This window comes from Brevibacillus parabrevis, assembly GCF_003710905.1.
GTDB classification, from domain to species: Bacteria; Bacillota; Bacilli; order Brevibacillales; family Brevibacillaceae; genus Brevibacillus; species Brevibacillus parabrevis.
On record NZ_RHHV01000007.1, the window covers coordinates 20177 to 40046 of the forward strand.

Genomic DNA, 19870 nt, shown 5'->3' on the forward strand with positions numbered 1-19870 from the left:
CGGGGGAGTTTGCATGCGGACACCAATTATCGCGGGGAACTGGAAGATGTTCAAGACGATTGCCGAGGCGAAAGCTTTTGCAGCAGAAGCCAAAGCAGGGAACAACACTTCCGGCGTACAAAAAGTCATTTGCGCACCATTTACAGCTTTGGCTGCTTTGACAGAGGCATTGGCAGGAACGGATATTGCCGTTGGCGCGCAAAACATGCATTTTGCCGAGCAAGGGGCATACACAGGGGAAGTCAGCGCGTCCATGCTGAAAGAGATCGGCGTCGAATACGTGATTCTGGGCCATTCCGAGCGTCGTCAATACTTCAATGAAACAGATGAGACGGTGAATCAAAAAGTGGTCGCTGCGCTGGCAGCAGACCTGGTGCCGATTGTGTGTGTCGGAGAAAGCCTGGAGCAGCGGGAAGCAGGCGAGACAGCTAACGTCGTGCGCACGCAGACAGAAGGAGCTTTTGCCGGATTGACAGCCGAGCAGGTGGCAAAAGCGATTATTGCTTACGAACCGATTTGGGCGATTGGCACAGGCAAATCTTCTACGGCTGAAGACGCTAACGAGACGATTGCGATTATTCGCAGTGTCGTAGCAGAGCGATTCGGCCAAGAGACAGCGGAAGCCGTGCGGATTCAGTACGGCGGCAGCGTCAAGCCGGAGAACATCGCAAGCTATATGGCGCAGCCTGATATCGACGGCGCGCTGGTAGGGGGAGCGAGCCTGGCAGCAGACAGCTATTTGCAGCTTGTGGCAGGTGCACAGCAGCAATAGGAGGAGGAGAAACAAATGGCACAAAGACCGAAACCGGTAGCGCTGTTGATTTTGGATGGTTTTGCTTTGCGGAGCGAAACGTATGGCAATGCAGTAGCGCAAGCCAATAAACCGAACTTTGACCGCCTCTGGAACGAGTACCCTCATGCAACGCTTGAAGCGAGTGGACTGGCTGTCGGCTTGCCGGAAGGGCAGATGGGGAACTCCGAGGTAGGGCACCTGAACATCGGTGCGGGCCGCGTTGTTTATCAAGATTTGACTCGCATCACCAAGTCGATTCGGGAAGGCGCCTTTTTTGAAAACGAGACGTTGATTGCTGCCATCGAGCACGCGAAGCAAAACGGCAAGAAGCTGCATCTGTTCGGGCTTTTGTCTGACGGAGGCGTGCACAGTCATATCGAGCATTTGTACGCGATTTTGGAGCTGGCCAAAAAGCAAAGCTTTGACCGCGTTTATATTCACGGCTTCCTCGACGGGCGAGACGTATCCCCGGACAGTGCCGTCGGATACATTGCGCAGCTGCAAGCGAAGATTGCGGAAATCGGCGTTGGTCAGATCGCAACGGTGCAAGGTCGCTACTACGCGATGGACCGCGACAAGCGTTGGGAGCGGGTAGAGAAAGCTTACCGCGCCATGGTGTATGCGGATGCTCCTGCCTATCACGACCCGATTCAGGCGGTCAAGGAATCCTATGAAAAGTCGATCATGGACGAATTTGTCATGCCGACGGTTATCCTTGGCGCTGACGACAAGCCTGTAGCGACGATCGAGAACGGAGATTCCATCATCTTTTACAACTTCCGCCCGGATCGTGCCATCCAAATCTCGCAAGCTTTTACGAACGATGATTTCCGCGGCTTTGATCGCGGAGAGAACCACCCGCGCGATCTGCACTTCGTCTGCCTGACGCATTTTTCCGAGACGGTGAACGGGTATGTCGCTTACAAGCCTTCCAACTTGGACAACACGTTGGGCGAGGTACTGGCGCAGCAAGGCTTGAAGCAGCTGCGCATCGCGGAGACGGAAAAATATCCGCACGTGACCTTCTTTTTCAGCGGCGGCCGCGAGCAGGAGTTTCCAGGCGAGAAGCGCATCCTGATTCCTTCGCCGAAAGTGGCGACGTACGACCTCCAGCCGGAAATGAGTGCGCCTGAACTGACAGACGCGGTCGTGGCGGAGATTGAAGCCGATCATTTCGATGCGATCATTCTCAACTTCGCCAACTGCGACATGGTGGGTCACTCCGGTAAAATGGAGCCGACGATCAAAGCGGTGGAGACAGTCGACGCTTGCCTCGGTCGGGTCGTCGATGCGATTTTGGCCAAAGGCGGGGCGGCGATCGTCACGGCAGACCACGGCAATGCGGATTTGATGCTGGATGCAGATGGGCGTCCGATCACTTCGCACAGCACGTACCCTGTGCCAGTCATTGTGACCAAAGCAGGCGCTACGCTCAGAGAAGACGGAGTTTTGGCCGATCTGTCGCCAACCTTGCTCGACCTTTTGGGAGCAGAACAGCCTGTTGAAATGACAGGGAAATCGTTACTTGCAAAATAGGCGTCTCTAAGACACACTGATAGATGTCTGGATAGCCATACCAAATACTTGTGGGGCGACTCGCATTTTAAAAGGAGATGGACGAGAAATGGCAATGATTACTGACATTTACGCACGCGAAATTATGGACTCCCGCGGCAACCCGACTGTGGAAGTGGAAGTGTACCTCGAAGATGGCTCCATGGGCCGCGCAGCAGTACCATCCGGAGCATCCACAGGTGCTTATGAAGCAGTTGAGCTGCGTGACGGCGACAAGTCCCGTTACCTGGGCAAAGGCGTTCTGAAAGCAGTAGAAAACGTCAACGAAATCATTGCGCCTGAGCTGATCGGCATGGACGCTCTGGATCAAGTAGGCATCGATATGGCGATGATCCAGCTCGACGGTACAGACAACAAAGGCAAGCTGGGCGCAAATGCGATCCTCGGCGTCTCCATGGCAGTAGCTCGCGCAGCTGCTGACTCTTTGGGAGTGCCGCTTTACAACTACCTGGGCGGATTCAACGCAAGAACGCTGCCAGTTCCAATGATGAACATCCTGAACGGCGGAAAGCATGCCGACAACACTGTAGACATTCAGGAATTTATGGTTATGCCAGTAGGTGCAGAGTCCTTCAAGGAAGCGCTGCGCATGGGGGCGGAAATTTTCCACTCCCTGAAAAAAGTGCTGCATGACAAAGGTCTGAGCACGGCAGTAGGCGATGAGGGCGGCTTCGCTCCAAACCTGAAATCCAACGAAGAAGCGATTACGACTATCCTGGATGCGATCAAGGCAGCTGGCTATGAGCCAGGCAAAGACGTGTTCCTCGCTCTGGACGTAGCAGCTACCGAAATGTTCAAAGACGGCAAATACCACTTCGAAGGCGAAGGCGTTGTGAAAACAACCGAAGAAATGATCGCGTTCTACGAAGATCTGGTAAGCAAATATCCAATCATCTCCATCGAAGACGGCCTGTCCGAAGACGACTGGGATGGCTGGAAAGCTCTGACTGACAAGCTGGGCAGCAAAGTGCAGCTCGTAGGTGACGACTTGTTCGTAACCAACACAGAGCGTCTGGCGCGCGGTATCGAAACATCTACAGGCAACTCCATTCTGGTAAAAGTAAACCAGATCGGTACGCTGACAGAGACGTTTGAAGCGATTGAAATGGCGAAGCTGGCAGGCTACACAGCTGTTATTTCCCACCGTTCCGGCGAAACCGAAGACTCCACCATCTCGGATATCGCAGTAGCTACCAATGCGGGACAAATCAAGACAGGTGCGCCTTCCCGTACTGACCGCGTAGCGAAGTACAACCAATTGCTGCGCATTGAGGATGAGCTGGCTGATACCGCTCGTTTTGGCGGACGCAAAGCTTTCTACAACCTGAAAAAATAACGAAATACAACGAAGCGATGCTTGTGCAGACGATGCGCAGGCATCGCTTCTTTTTGTTCAAGGAGCAGTCAGCCTGGGGCAGTTCGGAGGCAGGCGAAAGGGGGTACAGCTTAGCGGGAGCTTGCGGGGAGGAACGGGAATCGAATCGGACCGCGGAGTGCAGTGACGTCCCATCACCTGCAAAACGGCCTGGGCTTCGACCACCATTTCCAGGCAGGCAAAAGCATCGATTTCGATAAACCCCATCTGTGACAACAGTGCCGAATCAGCGCGACATTCAGCCGCTGCGATCCGGCAGGAGATGTTTTCCAGGTCCAAGGGGGGCGGCAGGCTGATCGCTGCCTGCTCTTCCAAAGCGAGCGGGACAGGAAGCTCAAAAAGCAAGTCGCCGTCTGCAAAAAAGAGAACAGAAACAGTTGCTTCGACGATAAATCGGGCAACAGCAATCGGCACACGCTGGCCGCCAACGATGTGAAAAGTCCGGTGCAAAGGGGCGTGGAGGTGGCAGCGGATAGGGGCACAAGTGCAAGGGTCGTCTGGGGGCAGGCAGCTCACGGAGATCGCCATGCCGCTTTGCAGACAGTTTTTCAACTGAGTGAAAAAAGGCTCAGGAACCGGCAGCCGCGAGCGGGAATAGCTGGTCGTTAGCACCCAATCGTATATTTTTGGCAGACGAACGCACTCTTCGCGCATCTGGTGTGGCATTTTGGCTCCCTCCTTTCTTTCCTTTCCCAAAGTCAATTCCAGTTAGCCCTTGCTATTGCATCTTATGAGCGAAGCAGGCAATGGGCATCAGCGGATGTTTTGCTTTTTCGCATGAAAAAAAGACTGCTCCTGGATAACAGGCAGGGGCAGTCTTTTCAGAGTAACGGTCGCTTACGACATCACTGCTTCTTTTGCTTTCGCGGTGTTGCCACCGATGCGGCATTTGCTGTAAGGGATGCACATGGGAGTGCCGTACAACGGATCGAGTGTGATCTGGCAATCCATATCGAACACGGTGCGGACGAGATCGGTCGTCAAAATGTCTTCCGGCGCCCCTTCGGCCACAACCGTCTGATTGTGCACGGCGACAATATGGTGGGCGTAACGGCAAGCCAGATTCAAATCGTGAAGAACCATCACAATCGTCCGCTGCTCAGTCTCGTTCAGTTCATACAACAGATCGAGAATTTCAATCTGATGCGACATGTCGAGGTACGTTGTCGGTTCATCGAGCAAAATCGTATCGGTGCCTTGAGCCAGCGTCATGGCGATCCAGGCTCGTTGGCGCTGACCGCCGGAGAGGCTGTCTACGGATCGGCTGGCCATTTCCGTCAGTTGAGTTGCTTCCAGCGCTTTCTTCACCATTTGCTCATCTTCTTCCGACCATTGCTGAAGCCAGTTTTGATAAGGGTAACGCCCCTGCTTGACCAACTGGTGAATACTCAAGCCTTCCGGTGCCGAAGGTCCTTGCGGGAGAATAGCCAGGCGCTTTGCTACTTCTTTTGTAGAGCGTTTGGCGATGGATTCGCCCTCAAGCAGAATGGCTCCTTCTTTTGGCTTTAGCAGGCGAGCGAGGGAGCGCAGCAGTGTCGATTTGCCGCTGCCGTTGCTGCCGATGAAAACCGTAATTTTTCCACGCGGAATATTCAAGTCGAGCGCTTCGATGATGTTGCGTTCCCCGTAGGACAAGGTCAGTTTGCGGGTTTCCAAAGCTTGCATGAGGGCAAGACTCCTTTCGCTAACGATTTCGATTTTTGTACAGCAAATAGATGAAGAACGGAGCGCCAATCGCAGAAGTGAAAACCCCGACAGGCACTTCGATTGGAGAAAAAGCCATGCGGGCGATCAGATCGGCAATCAGCACAATCACAGCGCCCAGGAATGCCGACAGAGGCAGGGCACCGCCAAAGGACGGCCCGATTAGCTGCTTGGCGATATGCGGCGCGAGCAAAGCGACGAAGCTGATGTCTCCGCCTACAGAAACGGCTGTTCCGGTCAAAGCTGCACAAATCATGAGCAGCAGGAACCGATCCCATTGGAGCGAGCTTCCCAGGCTTGTCGCCACGTCATCCCCGAGCTGCTGGATATTGACCCGTCGTGCCAAAACAGCCGCAACGACGATCAGGATGACGACCCATGGCAGGATCATGAACACATCGTTCCAGTCTACCCCGTAGATGCTTCCGGTCAACCAGAGCAAGGCTTTGTTTTGCAGCAAAAACGGACTGAACATGATCAGGATCGTGACGAACGCGCCCGCAGCAATCTTGATTCCGACACCGATCATGACGAGGCGCATCGGCGTGACGCCTTTTTTCCAAGACAACGCGTATAAAAGAAACGTGGTCAGCAAGGCGCCGAGAAAAGCGGTAGGCGGCAGCCATTTGATGCTGACAGTATCGAAGACGAGCAAAAAGGCCACAGCCGCAACAGAAGCCCCTCCGGCTACGCCGAGAACGTCAGGTGAAGCGAGCGGGTTGCGGATAATTCCTTGCATGATCGCCCCGGCCGAAGCCAAGGCAGCACCGACCAGAATCGCAGTCAGGATGCGGGGCAGGCGGAATTGCTGGACGATCAGAGCATTTTCATCAGAACCGATGCCGAGAAGGACTTTGACGACATCGAGTGGCGCAATTTTCATCTCGCCCATGCCGAGACTGATCACCGTGACAGCGAGTGCAACCAGCAAAGCGATGCCGGAAAAAAGTACGGTTTTTTTATGCAGCTGAAAAGACAGACGTTTGCCAAACCGCAGAGAGAGGTATGGTTTCATTCCTTATCCAGCCCCTTTCGTGCGACATAGATGAAGAACGGCACACCGATCAGGGCTGTCATGACACCGATAGGAACCTCGGCTGGCATGGCGATAAAGCGCGCGCCGATATCGGCGAGTAGCAACAGGATCGAGCCGAGCAGGCCGCTGTACAGAAGCACCCAGTGTGTTTCGATTCCAACGAGATAGCGAGCCAGATGCGGCGTGACGAGCCCGACAAAGCCGATCGGCCCTGCAACCGCAACGGCGCAGCCGGAAAGCAGAACGATGACCACACCTGTCGAAAGCTTGACTAGCAGTGTGCGCTGCCCAAGCCCTTTTGCCACATCATCACCCATGAGCAGCGTCTGAATCGGACGGGCCAACAGGAAGGCGGCAATCCAGGCAAAGACCATATAAGGAAAGACGGTTGCCAAATACTCCAGCTTTCTTCCCCCGACAGAGCCAGCCAACCAGAAAAGCACCTCGTCGGCAGCTTTTTCATTCAAGACCATCATGGCGTGACGAATCGAAGCGGCCAAAGCCGTAATCGCCGCACCCGCAAGCACTAGCTTGACAGGCGTAAGGCCGTCTCTGCCAAACGAGCCGAGCAAGTAGACGACAAATCCGGCGACTGCCGCCCCCAGAAAGGCAATCCAGGTAAACTCCGTCAGCGAACTGATCCCGACAAAGGTAACGGCAAAAACGACAAAGAGAGAAGCGCCTGCGTTCAGTCCGAATAACTCGACATCTGCAACAGGGTTTCTCGTTAACGATTGAAGCAGGGTCCCGGCCAGGCCGAGACAAAAGCCTACCGTCAGCGCGTTCAGCACGCGGGGAACCCGAACTTCTTTAATGACAATATGTTCGTTCGAACCGTTGAAATGGGTGTAGGCGTCGATTGCGTTTTGCCAGCTGGTGTCAATTACGCCAAAAACGAGGCTGGCATAGCTAAGGTAAAGCAAGAGCAGAATGGCGACAACCACTCCCAGAATCTTCCGAATGTTACTTGCGAGTAAACAATTCATGAGGGCTACATCCTTATCTATTTCTTGTTGTTCTGTTTTGTTAACGATTCCGCCACAATGCTAAGTTTAGAGCCAGCTCGGATATGTGTCAATGATGCTGATAGTCATTATCATTTTATGCTTGACTGTGGCCATGCATAAAGGTAGGATAGTCAATGTCTTTGACTCACATTTTCCATAGACAAAAATCAAGGGGGTCCTCACATCATGTTTTCTCGTACATATCGGACCGCAGGCGGTAAAGCGTTCTTCGCCGTTTTGATGGCGCTGTTGCTGATCGTCACAGGTTGTGGCACACCGCAAGCAACAGAGCAAAAACCGGCAGAACAGAAGCCTGCTGACCAAGCTACAGGCAACTCCAACGGTTCCGGCCAATCTTATACAGTAAAACACGCGATGGGCGAAACCACAATCAAAGGTACTCCGGAACGCGTCGTTATGCTGACCAACCAAGGTACTGAAACATTGATGGCGCTTGGCGTAAAGCCGGTAGGTGCAGTTGGTTCGACTATTGACCCGACTCAATTTTACGACTTTACCAAATCTTTCCTCGAAGGAACGAAGTCGGTTGGTACGGAAAGCCAGCCAAACCTGGAAGCAATCGCTGCGCTGAAGCCAGACTTGATTCTCGGTATGAAGTTCCGTCATGAGAAAATTTACCAACAACTGTCCGCTATCGCACCAACTGTATTCGTAGAAGAACCGCGCGGCGACTGGAAAGCAAACTTCAACTTGTACGCAGAAGCGGTAAACAAAAAAGCGGAAGGCGAGAAAGTCATCGCTGACTGGAACAAACGCGTAGCAGACTTCAAGGAAAAAGCGGGCGACAAGCTGAAAACGCAAATTTCCGTCGTACGCTTCATGCCTGGTAAAGTGCGTATTTACTACAAAGACACTTTCACTGGCTCCATTTTCAAAGACTTGGGCCTGGCTCGTCCAGCATCCCAGGACAAAGAAGAGTTCGCAGCAGAAGTAACCAAAGAGCGCATTCCGGAAATGGACGGCGACATCATGTTCTACTTCACGTATGAGCCAGGCAAAGGAGAAGCTTCCAAGCTGGAGCAAGAATGGACGAACGATCCGCTCTGGAAAAACCTGAATGTCGTAAAAGCTGGCAAGGCGTTCAAAGTGGATGATACGATCTGGAACACTTCCGGCGGCGTAATCGCGGCTAACAAAGTGCTGGATGAGCTGGAAGGCTACATCATCGGCAAATAAGCTGGAAAGCAAAAAGACGGGGGCGGGTGCCCTCGTCTTTTTTTGCGTACAAAATGGTGCTGATCAGCCTGCCATGTTGTTGATCGTGCCGCGCGGATAGTAAATGTTGACGTGATCGATGTAGAGTTTCTCCGGTTTGCCGCCCGTTCCGCTAAAGATGATTTTCAACTCGTAGTCAGGCGTAACTTTGTACGTGTAGATGGTTTCACCTGCTGTGGTCGTGACATTGTTCGGCTTGCCCAACGTTTGCAGAACTTCCGCTTGGCTGATTGCTTGCAGGCGTGCATCGTAGGAGCGAATATCCACGACTTGCATGCCTTTGTTGAAGGCGAAGACCAATCCTTTGTCCATGTAGGTATTGTAGGTAATTCCATTGAAGGTCGCGACGATATCTGGTTTGCCGATCTGTTTTTCGATGTCATCAAATAAGTCTTTTTCGACGCGATATTCGCTGCCGAAAGTTTGCCCGTTTTTGGCCAGATCGCGGATGCTTTGCAAAATATCGGCATTGCTTCCGTACAGCATCAGGTTTTTGTTGCCTTGCGGGTAGTAGACGTTGTAGCGAACCAGGACGAGATCCTTGGCACTGGCGGTTTTCTTGCCTTGGAAGATAAACTTGATTTGGTATTTGTCTGTTACGTCGTATGTGTAAATCGTTTTACCGGCGAACTCGGAAATACGGCCGGGTTTTCCCATCGCCTTTTCCACCATGTCCGCATTGAGTTTCGCCAAGCGGGGATCGTTCGTGCGGATATCGACCACCTGCATGCCTTTGTTGTAGCCGAACACGACACCGCGTTTGGCATAGGTGGAGTAGGTCAGGCCGTTTGCCTGATCGGTATGATCCGGCTTGCCCCAGTCTTTTTCGACTTGATCAAAAACAGTCTGCTCCACGCTGTAGGGAACCTCAATCACTTTGCCTTTTTCGGCGTCTTTGCGGATGAGCGGCAGCAATTGCTCCGATTGCGGCTGAACAGGCGCAGGGGTTACGGCATTTCCTTTTCCAGCCGCTGGGCCAGGGGAAGCAGAAGTCGAGCCGGGCGTGTTGCTTGTGATTGATTCCGGCATGGTGCTTTGCTGGTTGTTGCTGATAAGGGTCGCTCCCATCCAGATCGTCGCCGCCAGAACAGAGCATACGGCCAAGCCTTTACCCAGAGCAGAAAAGCGGCCGGGGGAAGCGGCTGTTCGTTTAGGCAAGGAATGAGTGTCAGTCGAGCGGATCGTGGAGATGATTTCCTGTTTTTTATCCTGGTTCATTTTCATGTCAGGTAGTCCTTTCATGTCGTTTAGAAGCTGGTCGTCTGTTTTAGATGGCATCGCCTACCATCTCCTTTCTGTCTTGCATCAAATGCTCTTTTACCGCCTTCATGGCCCGGTGCATGGTCACGTTTACTTTGTTTTCCGACCAGTCGAGAATTTCGGCCGTTTCTTTGGGAGATAACCCCTTTATCCCGCGCAGGATCAATACTTCGCGATAAGCGGGCTTCATTTTTCTGACGGCTTGGTACAGGGCTTGCTGTTCGGCGTGCAGATGCAAAATTTCCTCCGGCGTTTTTGCTTCCGATTGAACCCCGGCAAGCCATTTGTCCGGCAGCCAGTTGCGCAGCCGATTTTTGCGGGCAAAGTCGATCGCTGTATGTCTGGCGATGGTGAGCAGCCATGTTTTCGGTTGCGATCGGCCTTCGAATGACTCCAGTGACCGCAGCGCCTTGAGGAACACATCCTGGACAAGATCCTCCACGTCCTTGTTTCCGGTGTAGTAGACGAGGAACTTGTAGATGTCGTCGCTATAGCGCAGAAACCATTGCTCGATGATGCTGTTTTTGTCCATAGCTGAACCACCTTTTATGCTTTCTACTTGTAATTTGACGACCAAGGCGTGCTTTCATTACAAAAGACGAAAAAAACTGCCGGAAACATGACCGACAGTTTTTGGAAAGAACGTTATGAGTGCAGCATGGAATCGCGTGTAAACCAGAGCCGATAGCTCAGCATGCTGATCAGAACGGCGGAGACAGCAGCAGACGAGCTGAAGCTGAGCATGATGAGAATCTGGTAACGAACAGCTTCGATGGGACTGGCGCCAGCAATAATCATCCCCGTCATCATGCCGGGCAACTGGACAAGCCCAATCGTTTTCATCGTATCAAAAGTAGGGATCATGCTTGCTTTCACGGCGCGCTTGAGGACGATTTGCACCGCTTGCCGGGTAGTCGCTCCCAGGCACAAAAGCGCCTCGATCTCGCCGCGCGAGGTTTCCACTTCCCTGTTCATATGGGTAAGAAACAGGCTGCAAACGATCATGGAGCTGCCGATAATCATGCCGCTCATCGGAATCAGGTACTGAGGTGTCGGCGAAACCAGTCCGAGCGTCACCAACAGTCCCATGGTGACCAGTTCCGTGAGCGCAAGCGAAAGAGCGATGCGTCCAAAAATACCGCGCAGCTTTTTCGCTTTGCTCGCCGCGTTCCAGGAGGCGACGGCAATCATCATGGCGATGAGCAGCAAAATGAACAAGATGCTGTCCGAATGAAAGACGAAATGCAACACGTAGCCAATCGCCAAAAGTTGCAGCGTCGAGCGGATCGTGCCGACGGCAATTTCCTTTTCCAGCCCAAGCCGCTGCCACAAGGAGAGGAGGAGGGCAATCAGTACGAAGGCAAATGCGATCCAGATCGATGTATACGTCATATATGGTGTACCTCTTTCGCGTCTGGATGAGCTTGTGCTAGTGATGTCTGCAAAAAGTCCCGCGCCTGTTCGGTGGGCGGCGCCTGAAAAAACGCGTGGCTGGGCATGTCTGCCTGCAGCTGATGATCTGCCATGAACCAGATGCGTTCGCAGTTGTTTTTCGCCTCTTCCAGATCGTGCGTGACCCAGAGGATGGTCGTGCCTGTTTGTTTGTGCAAATCGACGAGCAATTGCTCTGTCGCCAGTTTGCTTCTCGTATCCAGCGAGGCTGTGACTTCATCCAATAGCAGAACAGCCGGACGCAGGAGCAGTGTCCGCACGAGGGCTACACGCTGTTTTTCGCCGCCAGACAGTTGCTGCGCTGGCTTCGTCCATTCGACCTGTTCCAGATGAAGCTGTTCAAACAGGGCGCGGGCGAGCTGTTGGTCAAAAGGGCGCTGGTGCAGCATGCTTGCGGTTCGCAAATTGTCTTCTACCGTACCGGGCAGCATGGTCGCCTGCTGGGCGACGTAGCTCATTTTCATTCGCCACAAGGCGCTCGGCCATTGCTCCATTGCTTTTTGCTCCATTCGGACGGTTCCGTGATCGGGAGCCAACAGTCGGCCTAAAATGCGGAGCAGCGTGCTTTTGCCCTGACCGGATTTTCCGAGGATTCCAATAATAGCAGGTTCTGAGATGGTTGCGTTCAAGTCGCGAAAAAGCCAGGAATCGGCAGAAGCGAAAACTTTTTTGCCCAACGATTCAATCTCCATGACGGTGCTCATGCAAATCCCCCCATCAACGGCAAAACACCGAAGAGGACGAGTCTTCGGTGTTTCTCCTTACGGCTATCTATGTACTTATTTGTGCTCCGACAGCCATTGTGCAACCGCTTGAATTTCTGGTTGCTTTTTCAGCATTCCTGGAGGCATGCCGCCTTTACCTTCTTTGATAATTTTGGCGATGTCTTCAGCGCTGTGAGTTGCCCCGACTTTGGTCAGGTTTGGACCTGCGATTCCTTCAAGGTTTTGCCCGTGACAGGAAGCACAGTTTTGTTTGAAAATAGCTGCAGCGTCAATGTTGGCAGTAGGTGCGCCGCCACCTTGAGCTTCTTCCCCATGTTTTGGCGGGAAAATAATCGATCCTACGAGTGCAATGAGAAAAACTAGAAACAAGATACCAAACGAAGTGAAAAAGGCCTTCGCGGAATCAATTACGTCGTTTTGATTCATGTCTTTTTTGTTGGACCCAGCCATTTGACAAAGACCTCCCGATGCAAATAATAAAGGTTCAACTGCAATTTTACGGCAAAATCTTGACAGTTGCAAGGCGACTGCCAAACAGACAAAGAAAGTACACAATTTGCCAATTTTGTGTAAACAATCTTTCACTATCTCTATCTATTGTGCCTAAAAAGTCGGAGATTATTTTGCGGATGATTGCTCCACATATAATGGAAAGGATAGCGGGTTGCTGTAACCAGACAAGTATGATAAAGTGGTTATATTGGTTTTTTACCGCCTTGGAAATCCGTTTTGAGGTGAATGTAGATGGCATTGGCTGCGAAAATTTTACTTGTGATCGCAAGTATTGGCTTAATTATCGTCGTGTTGCTGCAATCTGGAAAGAGTGCCGGCCTTTCGGGAGCGATTGGTGGCGGTGCAGAGCAACTGATGGGCAAACAAAAAGCCCGTGGGATTGACGCACTTTTAGGGAAACTGACCGTTGTATTTGCGGTTGCTTTCATGATTTTTGCGATTTTGCTCGGGTATTTCTTGAAAACAGGAGCGTAATAGACGAATAGCCGAAAGACAGCGAGTGCGACTTGCTGTCTTTTTCGCTATTCCGATTGCGATGTGGATGAACGGTGAATACTACATAGTAATGGAGAAATGGAACAGCGCGGTAGAGCCACGCGAAAAAAGGAGGTTTGTGAATGACAGATCAAGAAAAAATACTCGCGTTCATGCGCGAGCAGGCCTATCACCCGATGACAGTGAAGGAACTGGAGGAAGCGTTTGAAATCAAGGACTCAGCTTCCTTCAAGGAACTGGTGAAGACGCTGAACGCACTGGAAGCCGGCGGAGAGATTATCCGCACTCGTGCGAATCGATATGGTGTACCTGAAAAAATGAATTTGGTGCGCGGACGTCTGCAAAGCCATCCAAAAGGCTTCGGGTTTATCATCCCGGAAACACCTGACATGGAAGATGTATACGTACACGCCAACGACATGAACGGAGCGATTCACGGTGATACCGTGCTGGTTCGTGTGGAAAAGGAAGCGGGCGGCAATCGCCTGGAAGGACGGATCGTTCGCATCGTCGAGCGGGGAATGACCCAAGTTGTCGGGACGTTCAAGGACGAGACGTACTACGCGTTTGTCATCCCGGATGAAAAGCGGATTGGCAAAGACATTTTCATCCCGAAAACGGCGTACAACGGAGCGGTAGACGGCCACAAAGTAGTCGTCAATATCGTCCGCTACCCGGAAGGACGGGTGAATCCAGAAGGAGAAATCGTCGAGATTCTGGGGCACAAAAACGACCCGGGAGTCGATATCCTGTCGATTATCCGCAAGTTCAATCTGCCGGAAGCGTTCCCGGATGAGGTGCTGGCGGAAGCAGAGGCTTCGCCGGACGAAATTTCCGAAGACGAAATCAAGGAACGCCGCGATCTGCGCGACCGGATGATGGTCACAATCGACGGAGCGGACGCGAAGGATTTGGACGATGCCGTGTCGCTTGAAGTGTTGCCGAACGGAAATGTAAGGCTTGGCGTGCATATTGCCGACGTCAGCTATTATGTCCGTGAAAAGTCTGCGCTGGACAATGAAGCGTATCGCCGGGGTACGAGCGTCTATTTGGTCGACCGTGTCATCCCGATGCTGCCGCACCGCTTGTCGAACGGGATATGCAGCTTGAATCCAAAAGTGGATCGGCTGACGATCTCCTGCGATATGGAGATGGACCAAAATGCGCAGCTGGTGAAGTACGATATTTTCCTCAGCGTTATCCGTACCAACGAGCGCATGACGTACGCCGATGTGCGCAGCATCCTGGAAGACAAGGACGAAGCTTTGCTTGAGAAGTACAGCGAGCTTGTCCCGATGTTCGAGGAAATGAAGAAGCTGGCACTGAAGCTGCGTTCCAAGCGGATGCAGCGCGGAGCCATCGACTTCGATTTCCGCGAAGCGAAAATTTTTGTCAACGAAGAAGGCGCACCGACAGAGATCGGCTTCCGCACGCGCTCGATTGCCGAGCAGATTATTGAAGAATTTATGCTGGCAGCCAACGAGACAGTGGCAGAGCATTTCCACTGGATGAAGCAGCCGTTCATGTACCGCATTCACGAAGACCCGAACGCGGAGAAGCTCATGTCTTTCATGGAGTTTATCACGAACTTCGGCTATTCGATCCGGGGAAAAGGCAACTCTGTGCATCCTCGTGCGCTGCAACAGCTCTTGGAGGAAGTCAAAGGCACGCCGGAAGAAATCATCATCAGCACGGTCATGCTGCGCTCCATGAAGCAAGCGCGCTACGACGCGGAAAGCCTCGGTCACTACGGGCTGTCCACCGAGTTTTACACGCATTTTACATCGCCGATTCGTCGCTACCCGGACCTGATTGTCCATCGCCGCATTCGGGATTGGATCGAGCAGGGCAACAACCTGTCAGAGAAGCGCCTGGCGTATTGGGCGGAGCAAATGCCGGTTATCGCCGAGCACGCTTCCCAGCGCGAGCGGTTGGCTGTGGATGCCGAGCGTGAGACGGACGACCTGAAAAAAGCGGAGTTCATGAAAGAGCACATCGGAGAAGAATTTGAAGGCGTGATCTCCAGTGTTACCTCGTTCGGAATTTTCGTGGAGCTGCCCAATACGATCGAGGGGCTGGTGCACATCAGCTTCCTGACCGACGATTACTATCACTACCATGAGAAGATGTATGCGCTGGTAGGGGAGCGAACTGGCAAGCAGTACCGCATCGGGGATGTTGTGCAGGTTCGCGTGGCGAGTGTCAACGTGGATGAACGCACCATCGATTTTGAAATCGTCGGCATGACCAAAGCGGCAGGTTTCCGCGGCAGCCGCGAACGTACACCGCGCGTCATCGACGGACGCGGAGGAGAGCGCAAGCCGACTCGCGGCAAGCAGGATCGTTCCCGCGGAGGTCGTCCAGAACGTCCAGATCGCCAAAAGGACAAAAAGCATCCGGCTGAAATCCGGCAAAAATACAAGGATCGCCGCAGAAGCGAAGGAACAAAAGCTTCTCGTCCACCAGCTTCCGGATCAGCAGGTGCCAAGGAAGAGGTACTGCCAATCGGGACGGGCGGAGAGGAAAATCAATCACAGAACCAGAAAGGCTTCTGGGAAGATTTTGTCCGCTCCAAAAAGAAAAACCGCAAGAATGTAGCCAGCCAGGTCAAACGGAAGCGCCGTTAAACGATTGTATAAGAGCCAAGGGGGCTTGATTTGAGTGCCAATCGGCCAGGAAAGCCCCCGAAGCTTCCGGGAAAATCGCTTGCCACCATCGGCAAAATTTGCTAGACTAACTGTTACGATACGCAGTACGTACGAGTGAGGTGATCTCCATGTCAAAAGATAAAACCGGAACCAAGACAGTCGCCCAAAACCGAAAAGCACGCCACGATTACCACATCGAGCAAGTATTCGAAGCAGGCATTGCCCTGACCGGAACGGAGATCAAGGCCGTGCGTGCAGCGCGCGTCCAGCTCAAAGACAGCTTTGCCCGCGTGCAAAATGGCGAATTGCTGCTGTACAACGTGCACATCAGCCCCTACGAGCAGGGCAACCGTTTCAACCATGAACCGGAGCGCACCCGCAAGCTGCTGATGAGACGGCTGGAAATCCTCAAGTTGAACGGTCTGATCCGCGAAAGAGGCTACTCGCTGGTTCCGCTGAGCATTTATTTGAAAGGCGGCTGGGCCAAAGTCGAGCTTGCTCTCGTCAAAGGGAAGAAGAACTACGACAAGCGCGAAGACCTCAAGAAAAAGGACGCAGCCCGCGAAGTCGAGCGCGCCTTGCGCGACCGCCAAAAGGCATAATGGATGGCTATGGCAAGCCTGGCAGCAATCAACGTTGAGTTTCCGCCATCGCTTGTGCTATAGTAGTGGAACAACAGCAAGCGGTACAAGCTTGCATGGACTGACTTGTAAACACAGTCTGGATGTCGATAATGGCTCGTCATCTGGACTTTTTCTCACCTTATACCTCGGGGGCGTTCTGGATTCGACGGGGATGGTAGAGCATGAGAAGCGAGCCGGGGGGTTGCGGACCTCGTCACCAACGCAAACGCCATTAACTGGCAACAAACAACTTTCTCTCGCTGCTTAATAACCAGTGAGGCGCTACCATTCCATCGCCCATGTGGCATGACTAGCGCTCAACTTTAGTGGGATACGCCGGAGGCTTCCGCCTGGAGCCAAAGGAAGAAGATCAATCAGGCTAGGTAACGGGTCAGCGCGTCACTCCGCGAATCCGTCGCCGAAACTCTAAACGAGTGACTGCGCTCGGAGATGCTCATGTATCGCTGTTTTCGGACGGGGGTTCGAATCCCCCCGCCTCCACCAATACATACCTTGATTTATCAGGCTTGATGGCATATTAGAATGAAGAATAGTAGCCATTGAGTAGCCAACGAATAATAAATCCAAAACTCTTCAAAACCCAGTAGCCCTTTGGCTACTGGGTTTTGTCTTGTTGATCAATTTTACTTCGTGTTATCTTGTTTGAAGAATCAAAAATTCCCCTCGGCATAAAACGTTATTCGACCATTTTGGTATATACGACAGCTTTTATTTTCTTTACATTGGTGTTATCCAATAACTGATCAGATTATCATAGGAGGGTTTTCAAAAATGAAGATGATGAAAGGCATTATAAAAATAAAAGAGACAGGTAAGTATAGAGTTACAATGGAGTTGGAGAGAGTTAACGGTAAACGGAATCGGCCAACTAAACATTTTGACACATATGAAGAAGCAGAAAAGTTCCTAATTGAATTCAACTACAACAAGCAAAGGAATATGCTTGTGTCACCAAGCAGGATGACTTTTGCTGAATTCTTGGTTTATTGGATGGATAATTATGTGAAGTTTAATTGCGAAGAAACTACGATTTATGGATATAAAAACATCATTAACAACCACGTTATTCCTTACTTGGGGAATGTTGATTTGCAAGATCTTCAACCAGCACATATTCAGAAGTATTACAAGCATCTATTAGAAGAAAAGGGATTGTCACCGAATACGGTACACAAGCACCATGCCAACATTCGTAAAGCTCTTGACTATGCTACAAAGCAACAATTGGTATATAGGAACGTAGCTCTTGCAGTAGAATTGCCACGGAGACAAAAATTTGAAGCGAAATTCTATACACAGGAACAATTAATTACTTTACTTAAAAACGTAAGAGATACAAAAATAGAGGTTCCTGTATATCTTGCCAGTTATCTGGGGTTACGAAGAGAAGAGATCTGCGGGTTAAAATGGAAAAATATTGACTTTAATGAACGCATCATTTATGTCAGAGAAGTTAGGGTAAGTGCGGGGAAAATAACCGTAACCAAAAAACCTAAAACTGATAAGAGTCTGAGGGCATTGTATATTGAGGATGAATTGTATGAGGTTTTACTAAAGTGTAAAGCGAATTATGATAAATACAAAAAACTTCTGGGTTGTGAATTTCACGATTCAGGATATGTGTATGCAAAAACAAATGGAAAACCCTACAAAGTCAACTATATTACTGATCAATTCAAAGAATTCTTACAAAAAACAATCTTCCAATAATTAGGTTGCATGACTGCCGACATTCGTTCGCAAGCGTACTCTATGACCAAGGAGTTGACTTGAAATCTATCTCCGAAGTTCTCGGCCACTCCAATGTAGGCACGACAGACAAAATTTACACTCACAGATTTGATGACACCCATAAGAAAACAATGAGTGCTTTCAGTTCATCGTTAAAGAAAGCAAGAGAATGTGTTGGTTAAAGACGAAAGACCGCAACAGTAAGCGGTCTTTTCTTATTCTCTTGAAGAAGAATGGACTTATTAATAATAATAAGACCCTCCTGCAAATTACTTGCAGGAGGGTTCGCTTTAAGAAACTAAAGATTGTTGCATTATTAGTCGTTTCATCCATTCAATAAGCTCATCTTCAGGTATTCTGATTTGTTTTCCAATTTTTATATGGGGTACTCCATGGTGCTTGATAAGATCATACATTACGTTTCTCCCGACTTTTAAAATGTTCCTTGCCTCATCGACGGTAAGTAAGTTGAAGTTTCTTCCCATAATTAATTTTCCTCCTGTTATTTTGTGTTAGTTGTTAATTTTTTATTGGCTTGCTTTATGATTCAAGTATAAGTAAATGGCAAGGCTTTGAGTTCGAAAAATGGTTTTACCCATGCGTTATTTGTTATACATCAATTTAATTTACCATTACTGTGTATTGTTACAGTGGATTTATGTAGCTCTATTCGTAAGTATATAGCTTTTCTATTTTTACCTATTGCCCTCTGCTACAGGGAGAAGAGGCTCCTATGTCTTGTGCATGGAGCCTTTTTGTGCTTTTGCAAAAAACGTTATATTTCATACTCTCAAAATCTATAATGCAACATTAAACGGGAAGAGGGGCTTCGCCCCTTCGGCATCTTCTATGCTCACCTCTTTCCTGCGGAAAATTGGTTCGCCAAGAAGTTGCGTGCTACGTTGTGTTCGCCTTTGGCGACCGCTCGGCCGCTGGCACTCTCTACAAAACGTAGCCGAATGTGCTCGCCCCATTGGGGAAGGCTGTTGCCCATATTGGGCAAGCGTCTCTATTCGATAGAGACGCAAAAACCTGTTCCCAGTGTTCACTATAATCAGATAGGAGGTGTTACTATGGCACGCAAAAGCAAATACATTACGCAATTTTTCAATCGTGACCGACTTGCTTTTACTGCTTTATCACGAGTCGGGCATGTTGCTCATGACCAATTACGGTCTTGCGGATTGGCGGATAGTAGAATAAAAAATCTATTACGAGATGGTTATATTGAAAAGGTTGCATTCAAACGAGATGGGAAAATTGAAGAGTGCTACAAACTTACCAAAAACGGACGTGAAACAGCAAGTAGTCTATGGGGACTGGAGCGAGCGTATCACGCTCAAAGTCCCTGTCACGATTTAGCGTTAGCAGAGAAATATTTCAGTTTAACACCTGAATTGCGTGATTCCTGGAAAACTGAAAACCAATTGAGAGATCGGTTTCATGAGCGGATAAACGTCTTATATGATCTCGGCAAAGTCACAGAAGCCAAAATGTATGAAGATATGCTTGCCAAAGGACTGATCTCAATGCCAGATGCTTCGTATACCATCCAAGGCGATAACGAAACCGCAATCGAGATAATAACGAATACTTACGGTCAGGCAGAACTTAGTGCTAAAGAAGCATTCGTAGAATTTATGAATATGCAGTATGAAACGATGAGAGTGTAGGGA

Annotated in this window: 18 protein-coding genes, 1 other RNA gene and 1 pseudogene; 10 read left to right on the forward strand and 10 right to left on the reverse strand. The window is 50.6% G+C overall.

Translation table 11 applies throughout. The annotated features are described in order from the left end of the window. Window positions 1–13 precede the first annotated feature (13 nt). The 3 genes from tpiA to eno all read left to right on the forward strand — a co-directional run bounded on the left by tpiA (window position 14) and on the right by eno (window position 3704). Complete coding sequence (gene tpiA, locus EDM60_RS08995) at window positions 14–772, forward strand: triose-phosphate isomerase (protein ID WP_122963675.1); 759 nt, start codon at window positions 14–16, stop codon at window positions 770–772. Between the two features lie 15 nt (window positions 773–787). Continuing rightward, the gene (gene gpmI, locus EDM60_RS09000; RefSeq protein WP_122963676.1) at window positions 788–2329 is read left to right on the forward strand and encodes a 2,3-bisphosphoglycerate-independent phosphoglycerate mutase; all 1542 of its coding nucleotides are present in this window, start codon (window positions 788–790) and stop codon (window positions 2327–2329) included. An 88-nt stretch (window positions 2330–2417) separates the two neighbouring features. Continuing rightward, window positions 2418–3704, forward strand: coding sequence for a phosphopyruvate hydratase (eno, locus tag EDM60_RS09005; protein ID WP_063230975.1), 1287 nt, complete (start codon window positions 2418–2420; stop codon window positions 3702–3704). A 57-nt stretch (window positions 3705–3761) separates the two neighbouring features. Here the strand turns inward: eno and EDM60_RS09010 are convergent, their stop codons facing one another. The 4 genes from EDM60_RS09010 to EDM60_RS09025 all read right to left on the reverse strand — a co-directional run bounded on the left by EDM60_RS09010 (window position 3762) and on the right by EDM60_RS09025 (window position 7469). Then, window positions 3762–4409, reverse strand: coding sequence for a hypothetical protein (locus EDM60_RS09010; RefSeq protein ID WP_122963677.1), 648 nt, complete (start codon window positions 4407–4409; stop codon window positions 3762–3764). A gap of 171 nt (window positions 4410–4580) precedes the next feature. Then, on the reverse strand, window positions 4581–5408 hold the full coding sequence (locus EDM60_RS09015) for an ABC transporter ATP-binding protein (protein WP_122963678.1): 828 nt from the start codon (window positions 5406–5408) through the stop codon (window positions 4581–4583). 19 nt (window positions 5409–5427) lie between these two features. Then, on the reverse strand, window positions 5428–6462 hold the full coding sequence (locus EDM60_RS09020) for a FecCD family ABC transporter permease (RefSeq protein ID WP_122963679.1): 1035 nt from the start codon (window positions 6460–6462) through the stop codon (window positions 5428–5430). Next, entirely contained in the window at window positions 6459–7469 is a 1011-nt protein-coding gene (locus EDM60_RS09025) for a FecCD family ABC transporter permease (protein ID WP_122963680.1), read from the reverse strand. Before EDM60_RS09025 ends, EDM60_RS09020 begins: the two co-directional genes overlap by 4 nt. A gap of 207 nt (window positions 7470–7676) precedes the next feature. On the opposite strand from EDM60_RS09025, the gene EDM60_RS09030 reads away from it, so the two are divergent. Further along, a complete protein-coding gene (locus tag EDM60_RS09030; RefSeq protein ID WP_122963681.1) occupies window positions 7677–8687 on the forward strand; it encodes an ABC transporter substrate-binding protein in 1011 nt (336 codons plus the stop codon). 63 nt (window positions 8688–8750) lie between these two features. On the opposite strand, the gene EDM60_RS09035 is transcribed toward EDM60_RS09030, so the two are convergent. From EDM60_RS09035 to EDM60_RS09055, 5 genes are all read right to left on the reverse strand, one after another. Further along, complete coding sequence (locus EDM60_RS09035) at window positions 8751–10004, reverse strand: YjgB family protein (RefSeq protein ID WP_122963682.1); 1254 nt, start codon at window positions 10002–10004, stop codon at window positions 8751–8753. Then, window positions 9994–10518 carry an RNA polymerase sigma factor gene (locus EDM60_RS09040; RefSeq protein WP_122963683.1) on the reverse strand — a complete coding sequence of 175 codons (525 nt, stop codon included), beginning with the start codon at window positions 10516–10518 and terminating at the stop codon, window positions 9994–9996. Before EDM60_RS09040 ends, EDM60_RS09035 begins: the two co-directional genes overlap by 11 nt. 113 nt (window positions 10519–10631) lie before the next feature. Continuing rightward, window positions 10632–11378 (reverse strand): ABC transporter permease, encoded by a 747-nt coding sequence (locus EDM60_RS09045; protein ID WP_122963684.1) that lies wholly within the window; start codon window positions 11376–11378, stop codon window positions 10632–10634. Next, window positions 11375–12142, reverse strand: a complete 768-nt coding sequence (locus EDM60_RS09050) for an ABC transporter ATP-binding protein (RefSeq protein ID WP_122963685.1) — start codon at window positions 12140–12142, stop codon at window positions 11375–11377. Before EDM60_RS09050 ends, EDM60_RS09045 begins: the two co-directional genes overlap by 4 nt. Before the next feature lie 75 nt (window positions 12143–12217). Next, window positions 12218–12613 carry a YqzM family protein gene (locus EDM60_RS09055; protein WP_122963686.1) on the reverse strand — a complete coding sequence of 132 codons (396 nt, stop codon included), beginning with the start codon at window positions 12611–12613 and terminating at the stop codon, window positions 12218–12220. Between the two features lie 294 nt (window positions 12614–12907). On the opposite strand from EDM60_RS09055, the gene secG reads away from it, so the two are divergent. The 5 genes and pseudogenes from secG to EDM60_RS09080 all read left to right on the forward strand — a co-directional run bounded on the left by secG (window position 12908) and on the right by EDM60_RS09080 (window position 18376). Further along, window positions 12908–13150, forward strand: coding sequence for a preprotein translocase subunit SecG (secG, locus tag EDM60_RS09060; RefSeq protein ID WP_003843341.1), 243 nt, complete (start codon window positions 12908–12910; stop codon window positions 13148–13150). A 143-nt stretch (window positions 13151–13293) separates the two neighbouring features. Next, a complete protein-coding gene (gene rnr / locus EDM60_RS09065) occupies window positions 13294–15798 on the forward strand; it encodes a ribonuclease R (RefSeq protein WP_122963687.1) in 2505 nt (834 codons plus the stop codon). A 149-nt stretch (window positions 15799–15947) separates the two neighbouring features. Next, window positions 15948–16421 carry an SsrA-binding protein SmpB gene (gene smpB / locus EDM60_RS09070; RefSeq protein WP_122963688.1) on the forward strand — a complete coding sequence of 158 codons (474 nt, stop codon included), beginning with the start codon at window positions 15948–15950 and terminating at the stop codon, window positions 16419–16421. A gap of 169 nt (window positions 16422–16590) precedes the next feature. Then, window positions 16591–16946: a transfer-messenger RNA gene (ssrA, locus tag EDM60_RS09075) on the forward strand. 507 nt (window positions 16947–17453) lie between these two features. Beyond that, window positions 17454–18376: pseudogene (locus EDM60_RS09080) on the forward strand (site-specific integrase). Window positions 18377–18484: 108 nt separating this feature from the next. On the opposite strand, the gene EDM60_RS29555 reads toward EDM60_RS09080, so the two are convergent. After that, window positions 18485–18679: a helix-turn-helix domain-containing protein gene (locus EDM60_RS29555; protein WP_122963689.1), complete on the reverse strand. Its 195-nt coding sequence runs from the start codon at window positions 18677–18679 to the stop codon at window positions 18485–18487. A 588-nt stretch (window positions 18680–19267) separates the two neighbouring features. Here EDM60_RS29555 and EDM60_RS09090 point away from each other — a divergent pair. Continuing rightward, window positions 19268–19867 carry a hypothetical protein gene (locus tag EDM60_RS09090; RefSeq protein WP_122963690.1) on the forward strand — a complete coding sequence of 200 codons (600 nt, stop codon included), beginning with the start codon at window positions 19268–19270 and terminating at the stop codon, window positions 19865–19867. Window positions 19868–19870 lie beyond the last annotated feature (3 nt).